At 67.9% G+C, this 16,186-nt stretch carries 10 protein-coding genes; 3 read left to right on the plus strand and 7 right to left on the minus strand.

Annotated elements, in window-relative coordinates; translation table 11 throughout:
- Nucleotides 1–3: 3 nt before the first annotated feature.
- From ABD767_RS13000 to ABD767_RS13025, 6 genes are all read right to left on the minus strand, one after another.
- Entirely contained in the window at nucleotides 4–1,374 is a 1,371-nt protein-coding gene (locus ABD767_RS13000) for a flavin-containing monooxygenase (protein WP_344869768.1), read from the minus strand.
- Between the two features lie 331 nt (nucleotides 1,375–1,705).
- A complete protein-coding gene (dusA, locus tag ABD767_RS13005) occupies nucleotides 1,706–2,722 on the minus strand; it encodes a tRNA dihydrouridine(20/20a) synthase DusA (RefSeq protein ID WP_103044129.1) in 1,017 nt (338 codons plus the stop codon).
- Between the two features lie 56 nt (nucleotides 2,723–2,778).
- The gene (gene recD, locus ABD767_RS13010; protein WP_103044130.1) at nucleotides 2,779–4,899 is read right to left on the minus strand and encodes an exodeoxyribonuclease V subunit alpha; all 2,121 of its coding nucleotides are present in this window, start codon (nucleotides 4,897–4,899) and stop codon (nucleotides 2,779–2,781) included.
- Entirely contained in the window at nucleotides 4,896–8,693 is a 3,798-nt protein-coding gene (gene recB, locus ABD767_RS13015) for an exodeoxyribonuclease V subunit beta (protein ID WP_103044131.1), read from the minus strand. The genes recD and recB overlap by 4 nt, the downstream gene beginning before the upstream one ends.
- Nucleotides 8,694–8,712: 19 nt before the next feature.
- On the minus strand, nucleotides 8,713–9,624 hold the full coding sequence (locus ABD767_RS13020) for an SPFH domain-containing protein (RefSeq protein ID WP_103044132.1): 912 nt from the start codon (nucleotides 9,622–9,624) through the stop codon (nucleotides 8,713–8,715).
- 43 nt (nucleotides 9,625–9,667) lie between these two features.
- On the minus strand, nucleotides 9,668–10,093 hold the full coding sequence (locus ABD767_RS13025; protein WP_344869772.1) for an NfeD family protein: 426 nt from the start codon (nucleotides 10,091–10,093) through the stop codon (nucleotides 9,668–9,670).
- Between the two features lie 146 nt (nucleotides 10,094–10,239).
- On the opposite strand from ABD767_RS13025, the gene ABD767_RS13030 reads away from it, so the two are divergent.
- Nucleotides 10,240–12,630, plus strand: coding sequence for an Orn/Lys/Arg family decarboxylase (locus tag ABD767_RS13030; protein ID WP_103044134.1), 2,391 nt, complete (start codon nucleotides 10,240–10,242; stop codon nucleotides 12,628–12,630).
- Here ABD767_RS13030 and ABD767_RS13035 read toward each other — a convergent pair.
- A complete protein-coding gene (locus ABD767_RS13035) occupies nucleotides 12,627–13,484 on the minus strand; it encodes a DNA ligase (protein ID WP_425549925.1) in 858 nt (285 codons plus the stop codon). The genes ABD767_RS13030 and ABD767_RS13035 overlap by 4 nt on opposite strands.
- 1,015 nt (nucleotides 13,485–14,499) lie before the next feature.
- On the opposite strand from ABD767_RS13035, the gene ABD767_RS13040 reads away from it, so the two are divergent.
- Both ABD767_RS13040 and ABD767_RS13045 read left to right on the plus strand, forming a co-directional pair.
- Entirely contained in the window at nucleotides 14,500–15,123 is a 624-nt protein-coding gene (locus ABD767_RS13040; protein ID WP_344869769.1) for a recombinase family protein, read from the plus strand.
- A gap of 810 nt (nucleotides 15,124–15,933) precedes the next feature.
- On the plus strand, nucleotides 15,934–16,089 hold the full coding sequence (locus ABD767_RS13045) for a hypothetical protein (protein WP_344869770.1): 156 nt from the start codon (nucleotides 15,934–15,936) through the stop codon (nucleotides 16,087–16,089).
- Nucleotides 16,090–16,186: the final 97 nt, after the last annotated feature.

Below are 16,186 nucleotides of genomic sequence, written 5' to 3' on the forward strand. Positions count from 1 at the left end.
GGATCAGGCCTCGGCCAGCTCGGGCTCCCGGGCCAGGAAGGCCTCCAGCGTGTCGTCCATCGCCTCCATCCAGGGCGTGTGGTGGGGCGGCGCCATCGTTCCCGTCATGGTCGAGCGGTAGCTGCGGTTGCGGTAGCCCAGGATGTCTTCCTGCTTGTCGTGCTTCCATTCCTTGAACAGCGTTGCCATGCCCTCGACGTGGAAGTTGGGATAGTCGGTCGGCTTGAGCAGGTCGCGAATGTAGGCGGCCTGGAAGTCGATGTCCTCCTCGGGACAGGTCGTGGCCTCCTCCTTGGACAGCCAGCGCTGGCTGTCCTGGCGCATCGCCTCCTTGTTGGGCAGGGGCAGGTTGCCCAGGATCACGTCGCGCGCATACCAGGCCTGGGCGTCGAACATGTTGAAGGTGTAGTACTGGTCTTGCATGCCCAGGTACACCAGATGCGGGTTGTCCATCCAGAAAATGCCCTTGTACAGATTGGCCGGGTACAGGCGGTTGTGGGTGCGCAGCGTCAGGTCGTTGGGCAGGAAGGGGAAGTGGTGCTGGTAGCCGGTGCACAGCACGATGGCGTCCACCTCGGTGCTGCTGCCGTCCTTGAAATACGCGGTATTGCCATCGACCCGCTTGAGCAGGGGCTTTTCACTGAAAGCGGCCGGCCATTTCAAACCCATCGGCGCGGAGCGGTAGCTGAAGGTAATGGATTTGGCGCCATATTTATAGCACTGGGTGCCAATATCCTCGGCCGAATAGCTGCTGCCCACGATCAGGACGTTTTTGTCGGTGAATTCGCACGCATCGCGGAAATCATGCGCATGCAGAACGCGGCCGGGGAAATTCTCCACCCCTTCGAAATACGGTACGTTGGGCGTGGAGAAATGGCCCGTGGCGACGACTACCCAGTCAAACTGCTCGGTGAACATGCGGTCTTGCTTCATGTCGCGCACCGTGACGCTGAACTTCTTGCTGTTCTCGTCATATTCCACCCACTGCACCGAGTGCAGGAACTGGATCTGCTTGCGCAGGCCGCTTTTCTCGATACGGCCCATGATGTAGTCGCGCAGCACCGCACGCGGCGGGTAGGAGGCAATCGGCAGGCCGAAATGCTCTTCAAAGCTGTAGTCGGAGAACTCCAGGCATTCCTTGGGACCGTTGGACCACAGATAGCGGTACATGCTGCCGTGCACGGGCTCGCCGTAGGCGTCCAGCCCGGTGCGCCAGGTGTAGTTCCACATGCCGCCCAAGTCCGACTGCTTCTCGTAGCACACCACCTTGGGCACGGCCTGGCCGGCGCGGCGGGCCGCGTCAAAGGCGCGCAGCTGTGCCAAGCCGCTGGGGCCGGCGCCCAAAATGGCAACGCGCATGTTTTCGATACTCATCAAACATCTCCTGGTTAATTTAAAACAAGGGGCGAATGGATGCCTGCCGAAATTCGACATCCAATATACCCGGGTAATATCACGGCAAAAAAGCCGAGGCAGGGGCTTGCAGCCTGCAAGAAGAGGTGGGCCTGCCTGATAAATGGGTTCCAGCGATTGGCTGGTAATTCAGCGACCCATGCTTGGGTCAAAATGGTTTGCAAGGCGAATTTGCTTGCAAAACAAGCGCGAGATAAGTCTGCGCAAGGCCCGCATTATAGCAGAATATCAATATTGATCAAGGGCGGGCCGTATCGCGTCCCCACCCTTGGTTCTCCAGGGGATATTGATTTCAGGCTGCCAGTGGTGCCGGCGCCGGCGCGGTGCGTGCAATTGCCATGACCTCGCGGGCGCCCAAGTGCTTGAGGCGGTGGTCGCTCCACACCTGGCGCCAGCGGCGCGCGCCGGCCAGGCCGTGGCGCAGGCCCAGCATGTGGCGGGCCACCGCGTACCAGTGCGTGCCGTGCTCGGCGGCCTCGCGCTCCATGTAGTCCACCATGGCTTCTTCCACCTGTTCGCGGGTGAGGGCGTTGGGCGCGGCGCCAAAGAAGGCCTCGTCCCAGCGCGCCAGCCACCAGGGGTTGTGGTAGGCCTCGCGGCCCACCATCACGCCGTCGAGCTGCGTCAGCTGCGCGTGCACCGCGGCGTCGTCCTTGATACCGCCGTTGACCGCAATCGTCAGCAGGGGAAAGTCGGCCTTCAGGCGCGCCGCAACGTCGTAGCGCAGCGGCGGGATCTCGCGGTTCTCCTTTGGGCTCAGGCCCTTGAGCCAGGCGCTGCGCGCATGCGCGATGAACACCTTGCAGCCCGCCTGCGCGACGGTGCCGACGAAGTCGCGCACAAAGCCATAGTCCTCGACCTGGTCGATGCCGATGCGGTGCTTGACGGTGACCGGCACGCCGACCGCGTCGACCATGGCCTTGACGCAGTCGGCCACCAGCTGGGGTTCGCGCATCAGGCAGGCGCCAAAGGCGCCGCGCTGCACGCGTTCGCTGGGGCAGCCGCAGTTCAGGTTGATCTCGTCATAGCCCCAGTCCTGGCCCAGTCGGGCCGCGCGGGCCAGGTCGTGCGGCTCACTGCCGCCCAGCTGCAGCGCTAGCGGGTGCTCGGCCGTGCCAAAGCGCAGGTGGCGCGCCACGTCGCCGTGCAGCAGTGCGCCGGTGGTCACCATCTCGGTGTAGAGCAGGGCGCGCTGCGACAGCAGGCGGTGCAGGTAGCGGCAGTGGCGGTCGGTCCAATCGAGCATCGGCGCCACGGACAGGCGCCAGGGGGAGTGCGGCGCCGGCTGCGCCTGGGGTTGTGCGGGCATGGCCCGATTGTCCCCTGTGCCATGGCCGCCGGCGCCGTGCCGGGTTTTTGGCGGCGTCAGCGACGCAGCAGCCGCGCCAGGCCGCTGGCGCGCTGGGTGGGGCGCTCGATGGCCTGGGCCAGCAGGCCGGCGTGCTGCTCGACCAGCGTGAACGCCTGCCGCGCGCGGGTGATGCCGGTGTAGACCAGTTCGCGCGCGAGCAGCTGGCCGGCGCTGGCGGGCAGCACCAGTGCGGCGTGGGCAAATTCCGAGCCCTGGCTTTTGTGCACCGTCATTGCGAACGCGGTCTGCACCTGTGCCAACCGCGCCACACCGACCGAGCGCAGTTGCTCGCCCTGCAGAAAGTACACGCGCAGCGCGTGGTCGGGCGCGGCGCCGGGCAGGGCGATGCCGATGTCGCCGTTGAACACGCCCAGCTGCGGCTCGTTGCGCGTGACCATGACCGGGCGCCCGGCGTACCAGCTGCCGCCCGTCTGGGCGATGACGCCGGCGTGCGCCAGCGCCTGCTCGATCGCGCGGTTCAGGCCCTGCACGCCCCAGTCTCCCTCGCGCACCGCGCACAGCAGGCGAAAGCGCTCGAAGGCGCGCAGCACGTTGGCGGCCCAGGCGGCGTGCGCCGCTTCAAAGCCGTCCTGCCCGGCACTGGCGCGCAGCGGTTGCCAGCGCGCAAGCGCCTGCGCGTAGCCGCCATAGCTGGGTGTGCCGGCGCGCCCGGGCCAGGCCAGCTGCACTGCCTGTGCGGGCGTGCCGCCCTGGCGCAGCGCGACCTCGCCACTGTCCCCACCACCTCGGCCACGCTGCAGCAGCGCGCCGGCGGCGGCTGCATCGCCCTCGTTGACCGCCTGCGCCAGCTGGCCGATGGGGCCGCCAAAGCGGCGGCTGGCGCGCAGCATCACGGTGTGCTGCGCCAGCGGATCGGGCGTGGCGCCAGTGGCCAGGAATTGCGGCGCGAGGATCTCGCCCGTCAGGTCGGCAATCCACTGCGCGGTGGCCGGGGCGTAGCGGCCGGCCTCGGCGCCGCGGCACAGGTCGCCAAGCACGGCGCCGGCCTCGACCGAGGCGAGCTGATCCTTGTCGCCCAGCAGCACCAGGCGCGCACTGGCGGGCAGCGCGGCCAGCAGTGCGGCCATCATCTCCAGGTGCACCATCGACGCTTCGTCGACGATCAGCACGTCGACTTCCAGCGGGTTGCCCGCATGGTGGCTGAAGTGGCGCGTGCCGGCGCGCGCGCCCAGCAGCGCGTGCAGCGTGCGCGCCGCGCCGGTGCGTTCGACCAGCGCGCCCAGATCCAGCGCGCTGCCCACGCTGTGCTGCAGCGCGCCCAGCGCCTCGTCGATGGACTGCTTCAGCCGCGCAGCCGCCTTGCCGGTGGGCGCGGCCAGCGCCACGCGCAGCTGGTCGGGCTGGGCGGCGGTGGCAAACAGCAGCGCCAGCAGGCGCGCGGCGGTATAGGTCTTGCCGGTGCCCGGGCCGCCGGTGATCAGCGTCAGCTGCCCGCGCAGCGCCAGCGCGCAGGCGATTTTCTGCCAGTCGGGCGCGGCGTCCGGCGTCGGCGCGAAAAAGCGCTCCAGCCAGCCGCGCGCGGCCCCGATGTCGACGGGCGCGGCCGGCGTGGCGCTGCTGAGGGCGGTGATGTGGCGTGCCACCGCCTGCTCGTGCAGCCAGTAGCGGCGCAGGTACAGCAGCGGCGCGCTGCCTGCGGCGTCGACCAGCACCAGCGGCTGGCCGGCGTCGTCGTCCAGTGGCGTGCCGTCGCTGGTGGCGGTGCGCACCCAGGGGCAGGCGGTGAGCGCCTGCAGCCAGCCGGGCAGGCTGGCGGGCAGCTGCGCCCACAGCGCATCGACCGCGTCGGCATGCTCGGGTGGCCAGGCCAGCGTGGCCAGCGGCGACTGAAGCAATGGCGCCAGCGGCAGGCAGCTGTGGCCGCGCCCTTCCATCTGCGCCAGCAGCGCGGCGGCCAGCAGCGCGCAGGGCGGGCTGTCTGCGTGCTGCTCGTGCAGCAGCGCGGCGAGCGCGGTGTCGATATGGCGCAGCAGGCCGGCGTCGGTCCACTGGCGCAGCAATGCAAGCAGCGCGTCGCCGGTCAGCGGCGCGGCGGGCGGCGGTGCATCGTCCGCAGTGAGTGCGGCGAACAGGTCGCCGGTGGCGCTGTCGCGTACGGCGCGCGGCGGGCTCATGCCAGTGCCTCCGGCTGGGTGGATTCCATCAGCGCCTGCAGCTCGTTCAAGAGCGCCAGAGGCGGCGCCAGCAGGTGCACGCCGGCGGCGGCGCTGTCGATGCCGCGCAGAAAGTAGTACAGCGCGCCGCCCAGTTGCGCCGCCGGGTCGTAGGCGCTGCCCAGGCGCTGGCCCAGCAGGCGGTGCAGCGCCAGCAGGTAGAACGCGGCCTGCACGTCGTAGCGGTGCGTCAGCATGGCCTGCGCCAGCGCGTCGGCGCCGTAGGCGGCGGCGTCCGCTCCCAGGCGGTTGCTTTTGTAGTCCAGCACCCAGTAGCGCCCCTGGTGGGCAAACACCAGGTCGGCAAAGCCCATCAGCATGCCGTGCAGGCTGCGCTCGGGCAGCGGCGGGCGTTCCTGCCCGGGCAGGATGTGCGCGCGGCACAGCGCGTCCACCCGGGCGGCGGGCAGCTGCTGCACAGGCATCCAGAACTCCATTTCGGCCAGGCGCTGGTGGGCGCCGCCCTGGGCCAGCTGGACGAGCGAGGCGTCCACGCCGGGCAGGCGCTGGTGCGCCGCGGCGGCCAGCCAGGCCAGCGCGTCCTGCGCGCGCGGGCCGTGCCCGGCACGCTCGCAGCGGCGCAAGAGCGCGGCGGCCAGTGGGTCATCTGCCGCGGGCTGCTGCGCCAGGGCAAAGCCTTCGTCGCTGAGCCACTGCAGCTGTTCGTGCAGAAAGTTGCCGACCAGCGGTCCGCCGGGAAAGCGGTGCCAGGGCGCGAGGGTGGTGGCTCGCGTGGCACCGGGCAGCGCGGTGTCGACGGGCTGCTGGCTGGCCGGCTCGTCGTCGGCGGGGCGCGGGGTGGCCAGGCCGTGCAATGCGGGCGCGTCGGGCAGATCGGGTAGATCAGGCAGATCGGGCAGTGGGTCGCTGGCGGCCTGGGGCGGGCTCTCAAGCGGGGAGAGGTCGCGCACCAGCGCCGAGAAGCTGCCTATGCCCCAGCGCCGGTCGAACTGCGCGCGGTAGGGTGGCGCGGCGTGCAGCGCCGGCTGCCCCTGCGGCGCGGGCAGGCGGGTGAGCGCCACCTGTTCGGGCGCCCGCTCGCAGCGGCTGGCGGGCTGGCCGGCGCACCAGGCTTGCAGCCGCTGCCACCAGGCGGCGCCGTCCAGAGGCGTGTCGCCGCCCAGCAGATAGCCCCAGGCGGTCATTTGGTTGATGCAGGCCTTGCCGTTGCCGTGGCGCAGCGGCCCGGCGCCCAGCCACAGCGCGTGGCGCGCGCGGGTCAGCGCCACATACAGCAGGCGCAGGTCTTCGCGCAGGCGCTCCTCGTCGGCCTGGGCCAGCTCGGCGTCGCTGTAGTCCAGCCGCAGCAGGTGGCCGCCACCCGGTTGGGGCAATTTGAGCAGCGCGGTGTTGCGCCGCTGGCGCGGCTGGTAGCCGACGGCGAACGGCAGGCACACCAGCGGGTATTCCAGGCCCTTGCTCTTGTGGATGGTGACGACCTGCACCAGGTCGGCGTCGCTCTCCAGGCGCAGCACCTGCTCGTCGCTGTCGCCGCCGGGGCTGTCGATCTGCCCGGCCAGCCAGCGGATCAGCGCGTGCTCGCCGTCCAGGTCGGCGCTGGCGTTCTGCAGCAGCTCGGCCAGGTGCAGCACGTTGGTCAGGCGCCGCTCGCCGGCGGCGTCCGCGTCCTGCAGCCAGCGTGCGGGCAGTTGCAGGCGGTGCAGGCTGTGGCGCAGCATGGCAAGGATGCCCTGGCGCTGCCACGCGCCGTGCAGCTGGCGCAGCAGCTCGCTCCAGCCGTCCAGCGCCTGGTCGTCGTGGGCCAGCTGCTCAAGCGTGGCCAGCGCCAGGCCGACCAGCGGCGTGGCAAGTGCCGCTCGCAGGTGGCGGGTGTTCAGCGGGTCGGCCACGGCGCGCAGCCACAGCAGCAGGTCGCGCGCCTCGCCGCTGGTGAAGACCGATTCGCGGTCGGACAGGTAGACCGATGCCACGCCGCGGCGCTGCAGCTCGCGGCGCACCGCGTCGGCCTCGCTCTTCTTGCGCACCAGGATGGCGATGTCGCCGGCCTTCAGGCGGGTGAAGCCGTGTCCGGGGCGGTCGAATCCGGTGGTTGCGTCGCCCAGCCACTGCACGATCTGCTCGGCGCAGCACTGGGCCAGGTGGGGCTGCAGCGCCTGGGCGGAAAGCGGCTCGTCGCCCGGCCCGGCGTGCCAGACGGTGTGCAGCGCCGGCTGCGCGCTGCCCTGGGCGACGAAGCGCTCGGCGCGGCCGGCGGCGGCCACGCCGGTGAACGGCACCGGGTCGTCCTGCTCGGCGGCGCCGGTGCTTGCAGAGCGGAAGCGAAACGCTCCGCTGCCGGCGCGCTGCTCGGCCTGGTCGAACCAGTGGTTGATGGCCTGCACCAGCGCGCCGCTGGAGCGGTAGTTGGTGCCCAGCATATAGTGGCGCCCGGCGGTGGCGCGGCGCGCCTGCAGGTAGCTGTAGATGTCGGCGCCGCGAAAGCCGTAGATCGACTGCTTTGGGTCGCCGATCAGCAGCAGCGCGCTTGCCGTGTCGTTGTCCGCGCTGCGGTAGATCTGGTCGAACAAAAGGTATTGCGCGGGCGAGGTGTCCTGGAACTCGTCGACCAGCGCCACCGGGTACTGCGCCAGGATGGACGCGCGCAGGCTAGGGCCGCGCGCGCCGGCCAGCGCCGCGTTCAGGCGGTCGAGCATGTCGGCAAAGCCGAAGGTGCCGGCCTGGCGCTTGAGCCAGCGCAGGCGCTGCTGCACGTGCACGGCCGCGTGCAGGCGCAGCGCGGTGCCGGCGCCGGGCAGCTCGCGCAGCGCGTCCAGCAGGTCGGCCAGTGCCTGCGACTCTTGAGGCAGGGGCGCGGGCGGCGCGCCTTTGTATGCATCCAGCAGGCCGTCGGGCGTGAGGCGGGTGGCGCCGGTGCCAAGCGCCTCTTGCAGCGCGTCGTGGGGCTGCGCGGCCCAGTCGCTGAGCAGCTGCAGCCAGCGCCCGGTGTTGGCGGGGCGCAGCTTGCTGGCCGTCCAGGCGGCGGCGTTGTGCGCCAGCTGGCCGGCCAGCCAGCCCTGTAGTTGCTGGGCGCGCTCCTGCCAGCCGCTGGCCAGTTGCAGCAACTGCTGCTGGCGCTGCGCCTGGGCCTGCTCCAGCACCTGGGCCGCGCAGCCCTGGCCCAGCGCGGGGTCCAGCGGTTCGTCGCTCAGCGCCGCCATGTCGGCCACCAGCGCTTCCACCGTCGGCCAGACCTGCAGCAGCGCGTCCAGCGCGCTGCCTGCGAGCGGGTAGACCTGCTGGCGCCAGTAGTCCTGCGCGGCTTCGGTGCGCCGCTGGCGCTCGTCGGCCTCCAGCGTCTCGTCGAACAGGTTGCCGCTGTCGAAGGCGTGCTCGCGCAGCATGCGCTGGCACCAGGCGTCGATGGTGTGGATGGCCGCGTCGTCCATGGATTCGGCAGCCAGCTGAAGGCGCCAGGCGCCGGCCTCGCGCTCGGCAGGGTCGGCGTGGTCGGCCAGCAGTCCCTGCAGCACGGCGTCGCCGTCGGGCACGGGCGCCTCGCCGCGAAAGCAGGCCAGCGCCTGCACCAGCCGCGCGCGGATGCGCTCGGTCAACTCGCGCGTGGCCGCGCGCGTGAAGGTCATCACCAGGATGTCCTGCGGCAGCAGTGGGCGGGCAAAGGCGTTCTCGCCACCGTGGCCCAGCACCAGGCGCAGGTAGAGCGCGGCAATCGTCCAGGTCTTGCCGGTGCCGGCGCTGGCCTCGATCAGCCGGCTGCCGCGCAAAGGGAAGGCGAGGGCATCCAGGGGTTGGTTCATGCGCGTTGCGCGGCGGGCATCACTTCTGGTTGGTCTGGATCATCTTCATTGCCGAGCTGACCAGCGCCGACACCTCGGTCATGTTGCTGGGCACGATCAGCGTGGTGGTCGCGTCGGCGGCCACCTTGCTGTAGGCGTCGACCGCCTTTTCGGCCACCTTCAGTTGCACGGCCTGGCTGCCGCCGGGCAGCTCGATGGCCTGGGCCACGCGGGCGATGGCGCGCGCCGTGGCCTCGGCCACGGCCAGAATGGCCGATGCCTCGCCCTGGGCCTTGTTGATCTGCGCCTGCTGCTCGCCCTCGGAGCGGGCGATGGCGGCCTGCTTCTGGCCGTCGGCCAGGTTGATCTCTTCCTGGCGCTTGCCCTCCGACGTGGCGATGACGGCGCGCTTCTCGCGCTCGGCGGTGATCTGCGCCTGCATCGCGCGCAGGATCTCGGCCGGCGGGGTCAAGTCCTTGATCTCGTAGCGCAGCACCTTGACGCCCCAGTTCAGCGCCGCTTCGTCGATGGCGGCGACCACCTGGGCGTTGATGATGTCGCGCTCCTCGAAGGTCTTGTCCAGCTCCATCTTGCCGATGACGCTGCGCAGCGTCGTCTGCGCCAGCTGGGTGACCGCGACGACGTAGTTGCTGGAGCCGTAGCTGGCGCGCATCGGGTCGGTGACCTGGAAGTACAGCACGCCGTCGACTTGCAGCTGCGTGTTGTCGCGCGTGATGCAGACCTGGCTGGGCACGTCCAGCGGAATTTCCTTCAGGCTGTGCTTGTAGGCGATGCGGTCGATGAAGGGAATGATGATCTTCATGCCCGGCGCGAGCGTGCCGGCGTACTTGCCCAGGCGCTCCTTGACCCAGGCGTTTTGCTGCGGGACGATCTTGACCGCGCGCGTGATGAACAGCACGGCAATGACGACGATGACGATGGCGACTTCCATGGATTTGCTTTCTCGGGAATGGGTAAACGGGGTGAGGCGAGGGTTACAGCGGCTCGACCAGCAGGCGGCTGCCGACGAGCTCGACGACGCGGTGCGAACCGGGTGTGGGCGTGGTGCCGGGGGCGAGGATGGCCGTCCAGTTGGCACCGCGGTAGCGTACCTGGGCCGTGCCGTCGGCGCTCCAGGCGTCGATCTGCACGGTCTCGCCCACGTCCAGGTTGACGCTGCGCTCGGAGCGCGGCGACGGGTCGCCCGGGCGGGCACGACGCACATAGTAGGTGGCCAGCACCGCCACCGAGCCCACGACCGCGGCGGTTGCCATCTGCATGCTGCTGGACAGGCCGAAGTGCGCGGCCACGGCGCCAGCGGCCAGGCCGATGGCCAGCATCAGCAGGTAAAAAGTGCCGGTGATGAGCTCGGCTGCGACCGCGAAGCCGGCCAGCAGCCACCAGATGTTGGATGCGTCCATGTCCACCAGAGTCCCTCCTTATCGAATGTTGTGGCCAATCGCGATTCTGGGCCAAATACACGGGTACGCGTGTCAGGCCCCTGGATTCTTTCTTACACTTCGCGCCTGTCTGTTTTTAGCTTGATCGCTTGCCCGGGAGGCTGCGCATGAAATTCCGTTTTCCCATCGTCATCATCGACGAGGACTACCGCTCCGAGAATACGTCCGGCCTGGGCATCCGCGCGCTGGCGCAGGCCATCGAGGAGGAGGGCTTCGAGGTGTTGGGCGTGACCAGCTACGGCGACCTCTCGCAGTTTGCGCAGCAGCAAAGCCGCGCCAGCGCCTTCATTCTGTCTATCGACGACGAGGAATTCACGCTGGGCGCGGGGCAGGATCCGATCATCCACAGCCTGCGCAGTTTCATCGGCGAGGTGCGACGCAAGAACGCCGACGTGCCGATCTATATCTACGGCGAGACCAAGACCAGCCGCCACCTGCCCAACGACATCCTGCGGGAGCTGCACGGCTTCATCCACATGTTCGAGGACACGCCCGAGTTCGTGGCGCGCCACATCATCCGCGAGGCCAAGAGCTACCTGGAGGGCGTGCAGCCCCCGTTCTTCAAGGCGCTCTTGGACTACGCCGAGGACGGCTCGTACAGCTGGCACTGCCCCGGCCACTCGGGCGGCGTGGCCTTCCTCAAGAGCCCGGTGGGCCAGATGTACCACCAGTTCTACGGCGAGAACATGCTGCGCGCCGACGTGTGCAATGCGGTCGAGGAACTGGGCCAGCTGCTGGATCACAACGGCGCGATTGGCGAATCCGAGCGCAACGCGGCGCGCATCTTCAACGCCGACCACTGCTTTTTCGTCACCAACGGCACCAGCACGTCCAACAAGATCGTCTGGCACCACACGGTGGCGCCGGGCGACGTGGTCGTCGTCGACCGCAACTGCCACAAGTCCATCCTGCACTCCATCATCATGACGGGCGCGGTGCCAGTGTTCCTCAAGCCCACGCGCAACCACTTCGGCATCATCGGTCCGATCCCGCAAAGCGAGTTCGAACCCGAGACCATCCGCGCCAAGATCGCGGCCAACCCGCTGCTCGAAGGCGTTGACGCCAAGACCGTCAAGCCGCGCGTGCTGACGCTCACGCAGTCGACCTACGACGGCGTGCTCTACAACACCGAGACCATCAAGGGCCTGCTCGACGGCTACGTCGACAACCTGCACTTCGACGAGGCCTGGCTGCCGCACGCGGCCTTCCATCCGTTCTATGGCAGCTTTCACGCCATGGGCAAGAAGCGGGCGCGGCCCAAGCATTCGGTGGTGTATTCCACGCAGTCCATCCACAAGCTGCTGGCCGGCATCAGCCAGGCCAGCCACGTGCTGGTGCAGGACTCGCAAAGCGAAAAACTGGATCGTCACCTGTTCAACGAGGCGTACCTGATGCACACCAGCACCTCGCCGCAATACAGCATCATCGCCAGCTGCGACGTGGCCGCCGCGATGATGGAGCCGCCTGGCGGCACCGCGCTGGTCGAGGAAAGCCTGCTGGAAGCGCTGGACTTTCGCCGCGCGATGCGCCAGGTGGAGGAAGAGTTCGGCAAGAACGACTGGTGGTTCAAGGTCTGGGGCCCGCAGGAGCTGATCGAAGAAGGCCTGGGGACGGCCGAGAACTGGGTGTTTCGCGCCAAGGGCCGCAAAAAAGGCGGCACCGACGCCAAGTGGCACGGCTTTGGCGACCTGGCCGACGGCTTCAACATGCTCGACCCGATCAAGTCGACCATCGTCACGCCCGGGCTGAACCTGGACGGCAAGTTCGGCAAGGACGGCATCCCGGCCAGCATCGTCACCAAATATCTGGCCGAGCACGGCGTGGTGGTCGAGAAGACCGGCCTGTACTCGTTCTTCATCATGTTCACCATCGGCATCACCAAGGGCCGTTGGAACACGCTGCTCACCGCGCTGCAGCAGTTCAAGGACGACTACGAGAAGAACCAGCCGATGTGGCGCATCCTTCCCGAGTTCTGCCAGCAGCACAAGCGCTACGAGAAAATGGGTTTGAAGGACTTGTGCCAGCACGTGCACCAGCTCTACGCCAAGTACGACATCGCGCGCCTGACGACCGAGATGTATCTGAGCGACCTGACGCCGGCGATGAAGCCCAGCGACGCTTACGCCCACATTGCCCAGCGCAAGACCGAGCGCGTGGCGATCAACGAGCTTGAAGGGCGCATCACCACCAGCCTGATCACGCCGTATCCGCCGGGCATTCCGCTGCTGATCCCGGGAGAGGTGTTCAACAAGAAGATCGTCGATTACCTGAAGTTCGCGCGCGAGTTCGCCAAGCTGTGCCCGGGTTTCGAGACCGATATTCATGGTCTGGTGGAAATCGAGGACGAGCATGGCGAGGTGCGCTACTACGCCGACTGCGTGGCCCAGGCCGACGCCCCGCAGCGCGCGCCCAAGGCCAAGACCGCCGCACGCGGTCGCGCAGCCCGGGGCCGGCAGGTGCAGGTGGGCAGCGATGGGCCATTCGGCCGCACGCTCTAACGACTGGGCGATCCGCCCCCGCCGGCTGGCGGCGGATTGTCCGCCCGCACGCGCCAGAACCGCGCAAAGCGCGGCAGGCCGCTGGCGTGGCGGCCGTTGAAGCGGTAGGTCACCACGCTGCCCACGGGCGGCGGGTTGCGCCGCAGCGCGTCGCTCAGGCCCGAGCCCAGGCGCAGACGCCGCCCGTCTGCCAATTGCACCAGCAGTGCGCCGGTCTGGCCGGCGTACTTGCCTCGCCCGGGCAGGTGGCCCACGACGGTGGCCTCGTCGTCTTCAAAGGCCTTGAGTTTGAGCAAGTCGGCGCTGCGCCCGCCGCGCCAGGGCGCGTCGCCCCGGCGCAGCATCAGCCCTTCGGCGCCGGCGCGGTTCAGTTCGTGCAATTGCTCCATCAGCGCGGCGTGAGAGGCCACGCGCCACTGGGGCGCGGCCTGCACCCAGGGCTGGCCGATGGCGGCCACCGTGCGTTGCAGCGCCGGCAGGCGCTCGTCAAAAGTGCCGGGATGGGCGGGCAGGTCAAACACCATGTAGCGCATGGCCCGCCATGCCTTGTCATTGGGCTGCGCCTGCGCGACCGCGCTTTGCGCCTGGTCGAAACGCCCGCGTCCGGCCCACAGCTCGCCGTCGAGTGCAGTGGCCGGCCAGCCGGCGGTGAACCAGGCAGGCGCGGCAATCGGCAGGCCCTGGCGACTCAGCAGCTGGCGGCCGTCCCACAGGCCGCGCACGCCATCGTATTTCTCGCTGACCCAGTAGTGTGCGAGCTCCACGCCCGGGTGATAGGACTGCGCCAGCGTGGGTTGCACCGCCGCCGGCTGGGCTTGCACGGGCAGGGCGCAGCAGGCAATCAGGGCGGCCACGGGCCATGCCCGCGCAAGCCGCAGCAAAGACAGGAGGGAGGGGGGAGAAGAGGGGTGACGAGCCTTACCGCCGCCATATGACGTGCAAACTTCTTTGCAAATCAACAGTTTAGGCGGTTGCTCGGGGTCTTCAGTGATACAAGAAAATGTCACAGCGAAGCCCCATGGTAGCAGTTTCAAAACGACCGCTGTTCCGCGTATGCCCTAGGCACGGCGGCGCCTGCCCACTGTAGATGTAACTTGATGATTCCTAATGGATTCCCTGCGGTGCGGGTAGAGGAATCGCCCCTGAAATCCCCCTCAGGTCGTCTCTGTGGCGAGAGTGTCAATAGGGGAGGGGATGCTGTGGGGGCATTCCCCCGGCGGTGTGACCTTGGCGCCGATGATCCGTCCCGCGCCGATCTTGGCGCGTGAGAAGCAACCTACATAGCTATGACTTTGACAATCCACGGCCTGACCCTCGAACTCAACGGACACCACTTCTATGCAAGCAGCGCAGGGGGCCGGGGGCTGTTTCTTCAGTTCCGCACGGGGGCGCCCCTATGGGACTTCGAGAGGCGCACAGCTGGGTGCTCCAGCAGCGGGAGCGCTGGGGTAGAGGTCTGGGGCCTCGGTATGCACCTGGTGATTGACGGTAAGGCTACGGGGGCAGCGCTGGGCCAAGCCTAGCAACGGGAGGGAGGGGGTCAAAAGTTTTGGTAGAAATTTGTCTGGCCCCACTCGATACAGACAGTGCGGCGACTCCCCCCGTGCCCCCCTCCCTCGGGCCGCAGCCCGGGCTTCGAGTCATGGTCAGGGGGCCGTGGCGGTTCATGGTGTCCTCATTTTTGAGCATACCCCCGTCCATCTGAAGTACACCCCAGCCGCACATCTCAGGGCGCCCTGGAAAGTGTCCATTTAGGGTTGACTTCGGAATTGTTTGACACTTTCCGAAAAAACTCTTAGACTCCATTCAAACACTGCAACCGCCAGCGCGGCTAGCCCCCCCCCCCTTTTTTTGAATGGAGATTCACCCATGCCCCACACCACTAGCTGCGCCAGCACCACCCCCAGCACCACCGCTAGCTGCGCTAGCACCGGCCAGCGGGTAGGCTATATCCGGGTTAGCTCCGTAGGTCAGAACGACGCCCGCCAACTGGAAGGGGTGGCCTTGGACAAGGTATTTACGGACAGGGCCAGCGGCAAAGACACCCAGCGCCCACAGCTTCAGGCCATGCTTTCCCACGTCCGGGCGGGGGATTGCGTCTACGTTCACAGCATGGATAGATTGGCGCGTTCGCTGGGTGACCTCGAAGGCATCGTTAAGGGACTCACCAAGCGGGGCGTCGCGGTCACGTTCACCAAGCAGGGAATGACCTTCACGGGGGAGGACAGCCCCATGAACACCCTGCTGCTGCAACTGCTGGGGGCCGTAGGGCAGTTCGAGCGGGAATTGATCCGGGAGCGTCAACAGGAGGGCATCGCCATCGCTAAGGCCAAGGGGGTCTACAAGGGGCGCAAGCCATCGCTAGATGCTGAAGGCGTGGCCCGTGCCCGGGCGATGGTTGCAGAGGGCATCCCGAAGGCACGGGTAGCTGCGGCGCTGGGGGTCTCACGGTCAACGCTGTACGCGGTGCTAGCTGCGCCAGCCCGTGCCTGATACCCCCTAGAAGCCCCCAGGAACGCTTTTGGGGGCCGTGACTATTACCCCTCGCCTGCCCCTCTACGGACGCCCTACGGCCCCTTACGGGCCTCGCCAAGGGGCACCGTGAGGATTAGCAGGGTGCTAGGCGCTCGGTATGGGCCTAGCGGTGCCCAGCGCTACTGAACGCCCCCGGGACTTACGCTGAAATTTCAGCGAAAGTCGTTCAGACCACCCGGGGCAGGCCCCGCAGGGGGCTGGAGACAGGGAAATCAATTGCCCCCCCCTATTCGGATAAGGGGCCGTGTTCTCGCGGCTGGCGCTTATCTGGGGGCATCCTCCCCGTGTTGGTGGGGGATGGCAGGCATCGTAAGGTGCAGTGCTCAGGGATAACTAACGGTACACCACGTAGGTGCTAGGCATGGCCTAGCGGTGTCGAGTCCGTAGGTTCCCTATCTCACTCTACCAACCGGTTCTCATGGCTTGCACCTTCGGGTGACCTGCGGTGAGGAAGGGGGGGTAGGGGGGGTAGGAGAGCCTACGGTTTCCAGCATAGGCTTTAGAGATAAACCCATAGGGTTACCTATAAGGGAACCACAGGGGGCTGCCCCACCACGGGGAACTTCGTTCCTCCCCCTCGTAGATCTAACCCCTGAAGGGGTTCACCAGGACGACACAGAGACCATCTGAACAACGTCCTGGTGGTGGCCTTCAGGGGGACAGCTCACACGGGGAACTTCGTTCCTCCCCCTCGTAGGTCTCGCCCTCAAAGGATGCCCCGAGGGTTTCTTTGTCTACAACCCCCCAGCCCCCACCAGGAGAACCCCCATGGCGATACGCACCGGAGCCAGCCTCGCCCATACCATCAACACCGTCCCAACCGCAACCATGCTAGCTCTTGGCTTTGGTGCGCAGCAGGCCGCCCGAATCGTCCGTGTGCGCCGTGTGCTGCCCCTGAACCGCCCCGGGTTTCAAGGAGGCTGATTGGTTTAAGTTGACACCTCTGTCGAGGTGTTGCTGACGGCGAGTTGCCGCCAGTAGTTTGCCTCAGCTTCTGCGGGAGGGATGCCCCCAATCGGCG

The organism is Comamonas faecalis (genome assembly GCF_039538025.1).
In the GTDB taxonomy this organism is placed as follows: Bacteria; Pseudomonadota; Gammaproteobacteria; order Burkholderiales; family Burkholderiaceae_C; genus Comamonas_C; species Comamonas_C faecalis.

Excerpts from the sequence above, each read along its gene's own strand:
- ABD767_RS13045 (WP_344869770.1), top strand. The coding sequence starts at position 15,934 with ATGGCGATACGCACCGGAGCCAGCCTCGCCCATACCATCAACACCGTC.
- dusA (WP_103044129.1), bottom strand. The coding sequence starts at position 2,722 with ATGCCCGCACAACCCCAGGCGCAGCCGGCGCCGCACTCCCCCTGGCGC.
- recB (WP_103044131.1), bottom strand. The coding sequence starts at position 8,693 with ATGAACCAACCCCTGGATGCCCTCGCCTTCCCTTTGCGCGGCAGCCGG.
- ABD767_RS13025 (WP_344869772.1), bottom strand. The coding sequence starts at position 10,093 with ATGGACGCATCCAACATCTGGTGGCTGCTGGCCGGCTTCGCGGTCGCA.
- ABD767_RS13030 (WP_103044134.1), top strand. The coding sequence starts at position 10,240 with ATGAAATTCCGTTTTCCCATCGTCATCATCGACGAGGACTACCGCTCC.
- ABD767_RS13020 (WP_103044132.1), bottom strand. The coding sequence starts at position 9,624 with ATGGAAGTCGCCATCGTCATCGTCGTCATTGCCGTGCTGTTCATCACG.
- recD (WP_103044130.1), bottom strand. The coding sequence starts at position 4,899 with ATGAGCCCGCCGCGCGCCGTACGCGACAGCGCCACCGGCGACCTGTTC.
- ABD767_RS13000 (WP_344869768.1), bottom strand. The coding sequence starts at position 1,374 with ATGAGTATCGAAAACATGCGCGTTGCCATTTTGGGCGCCGGCCCCAGC.
- ABD767_RS13040 (WP_344869769.1), top strand. The coding sequence starts at position 14,500 with ATGCCCCACACCACTAGCTGCGCCAGCACCACCCCCAGCACCACCGCT.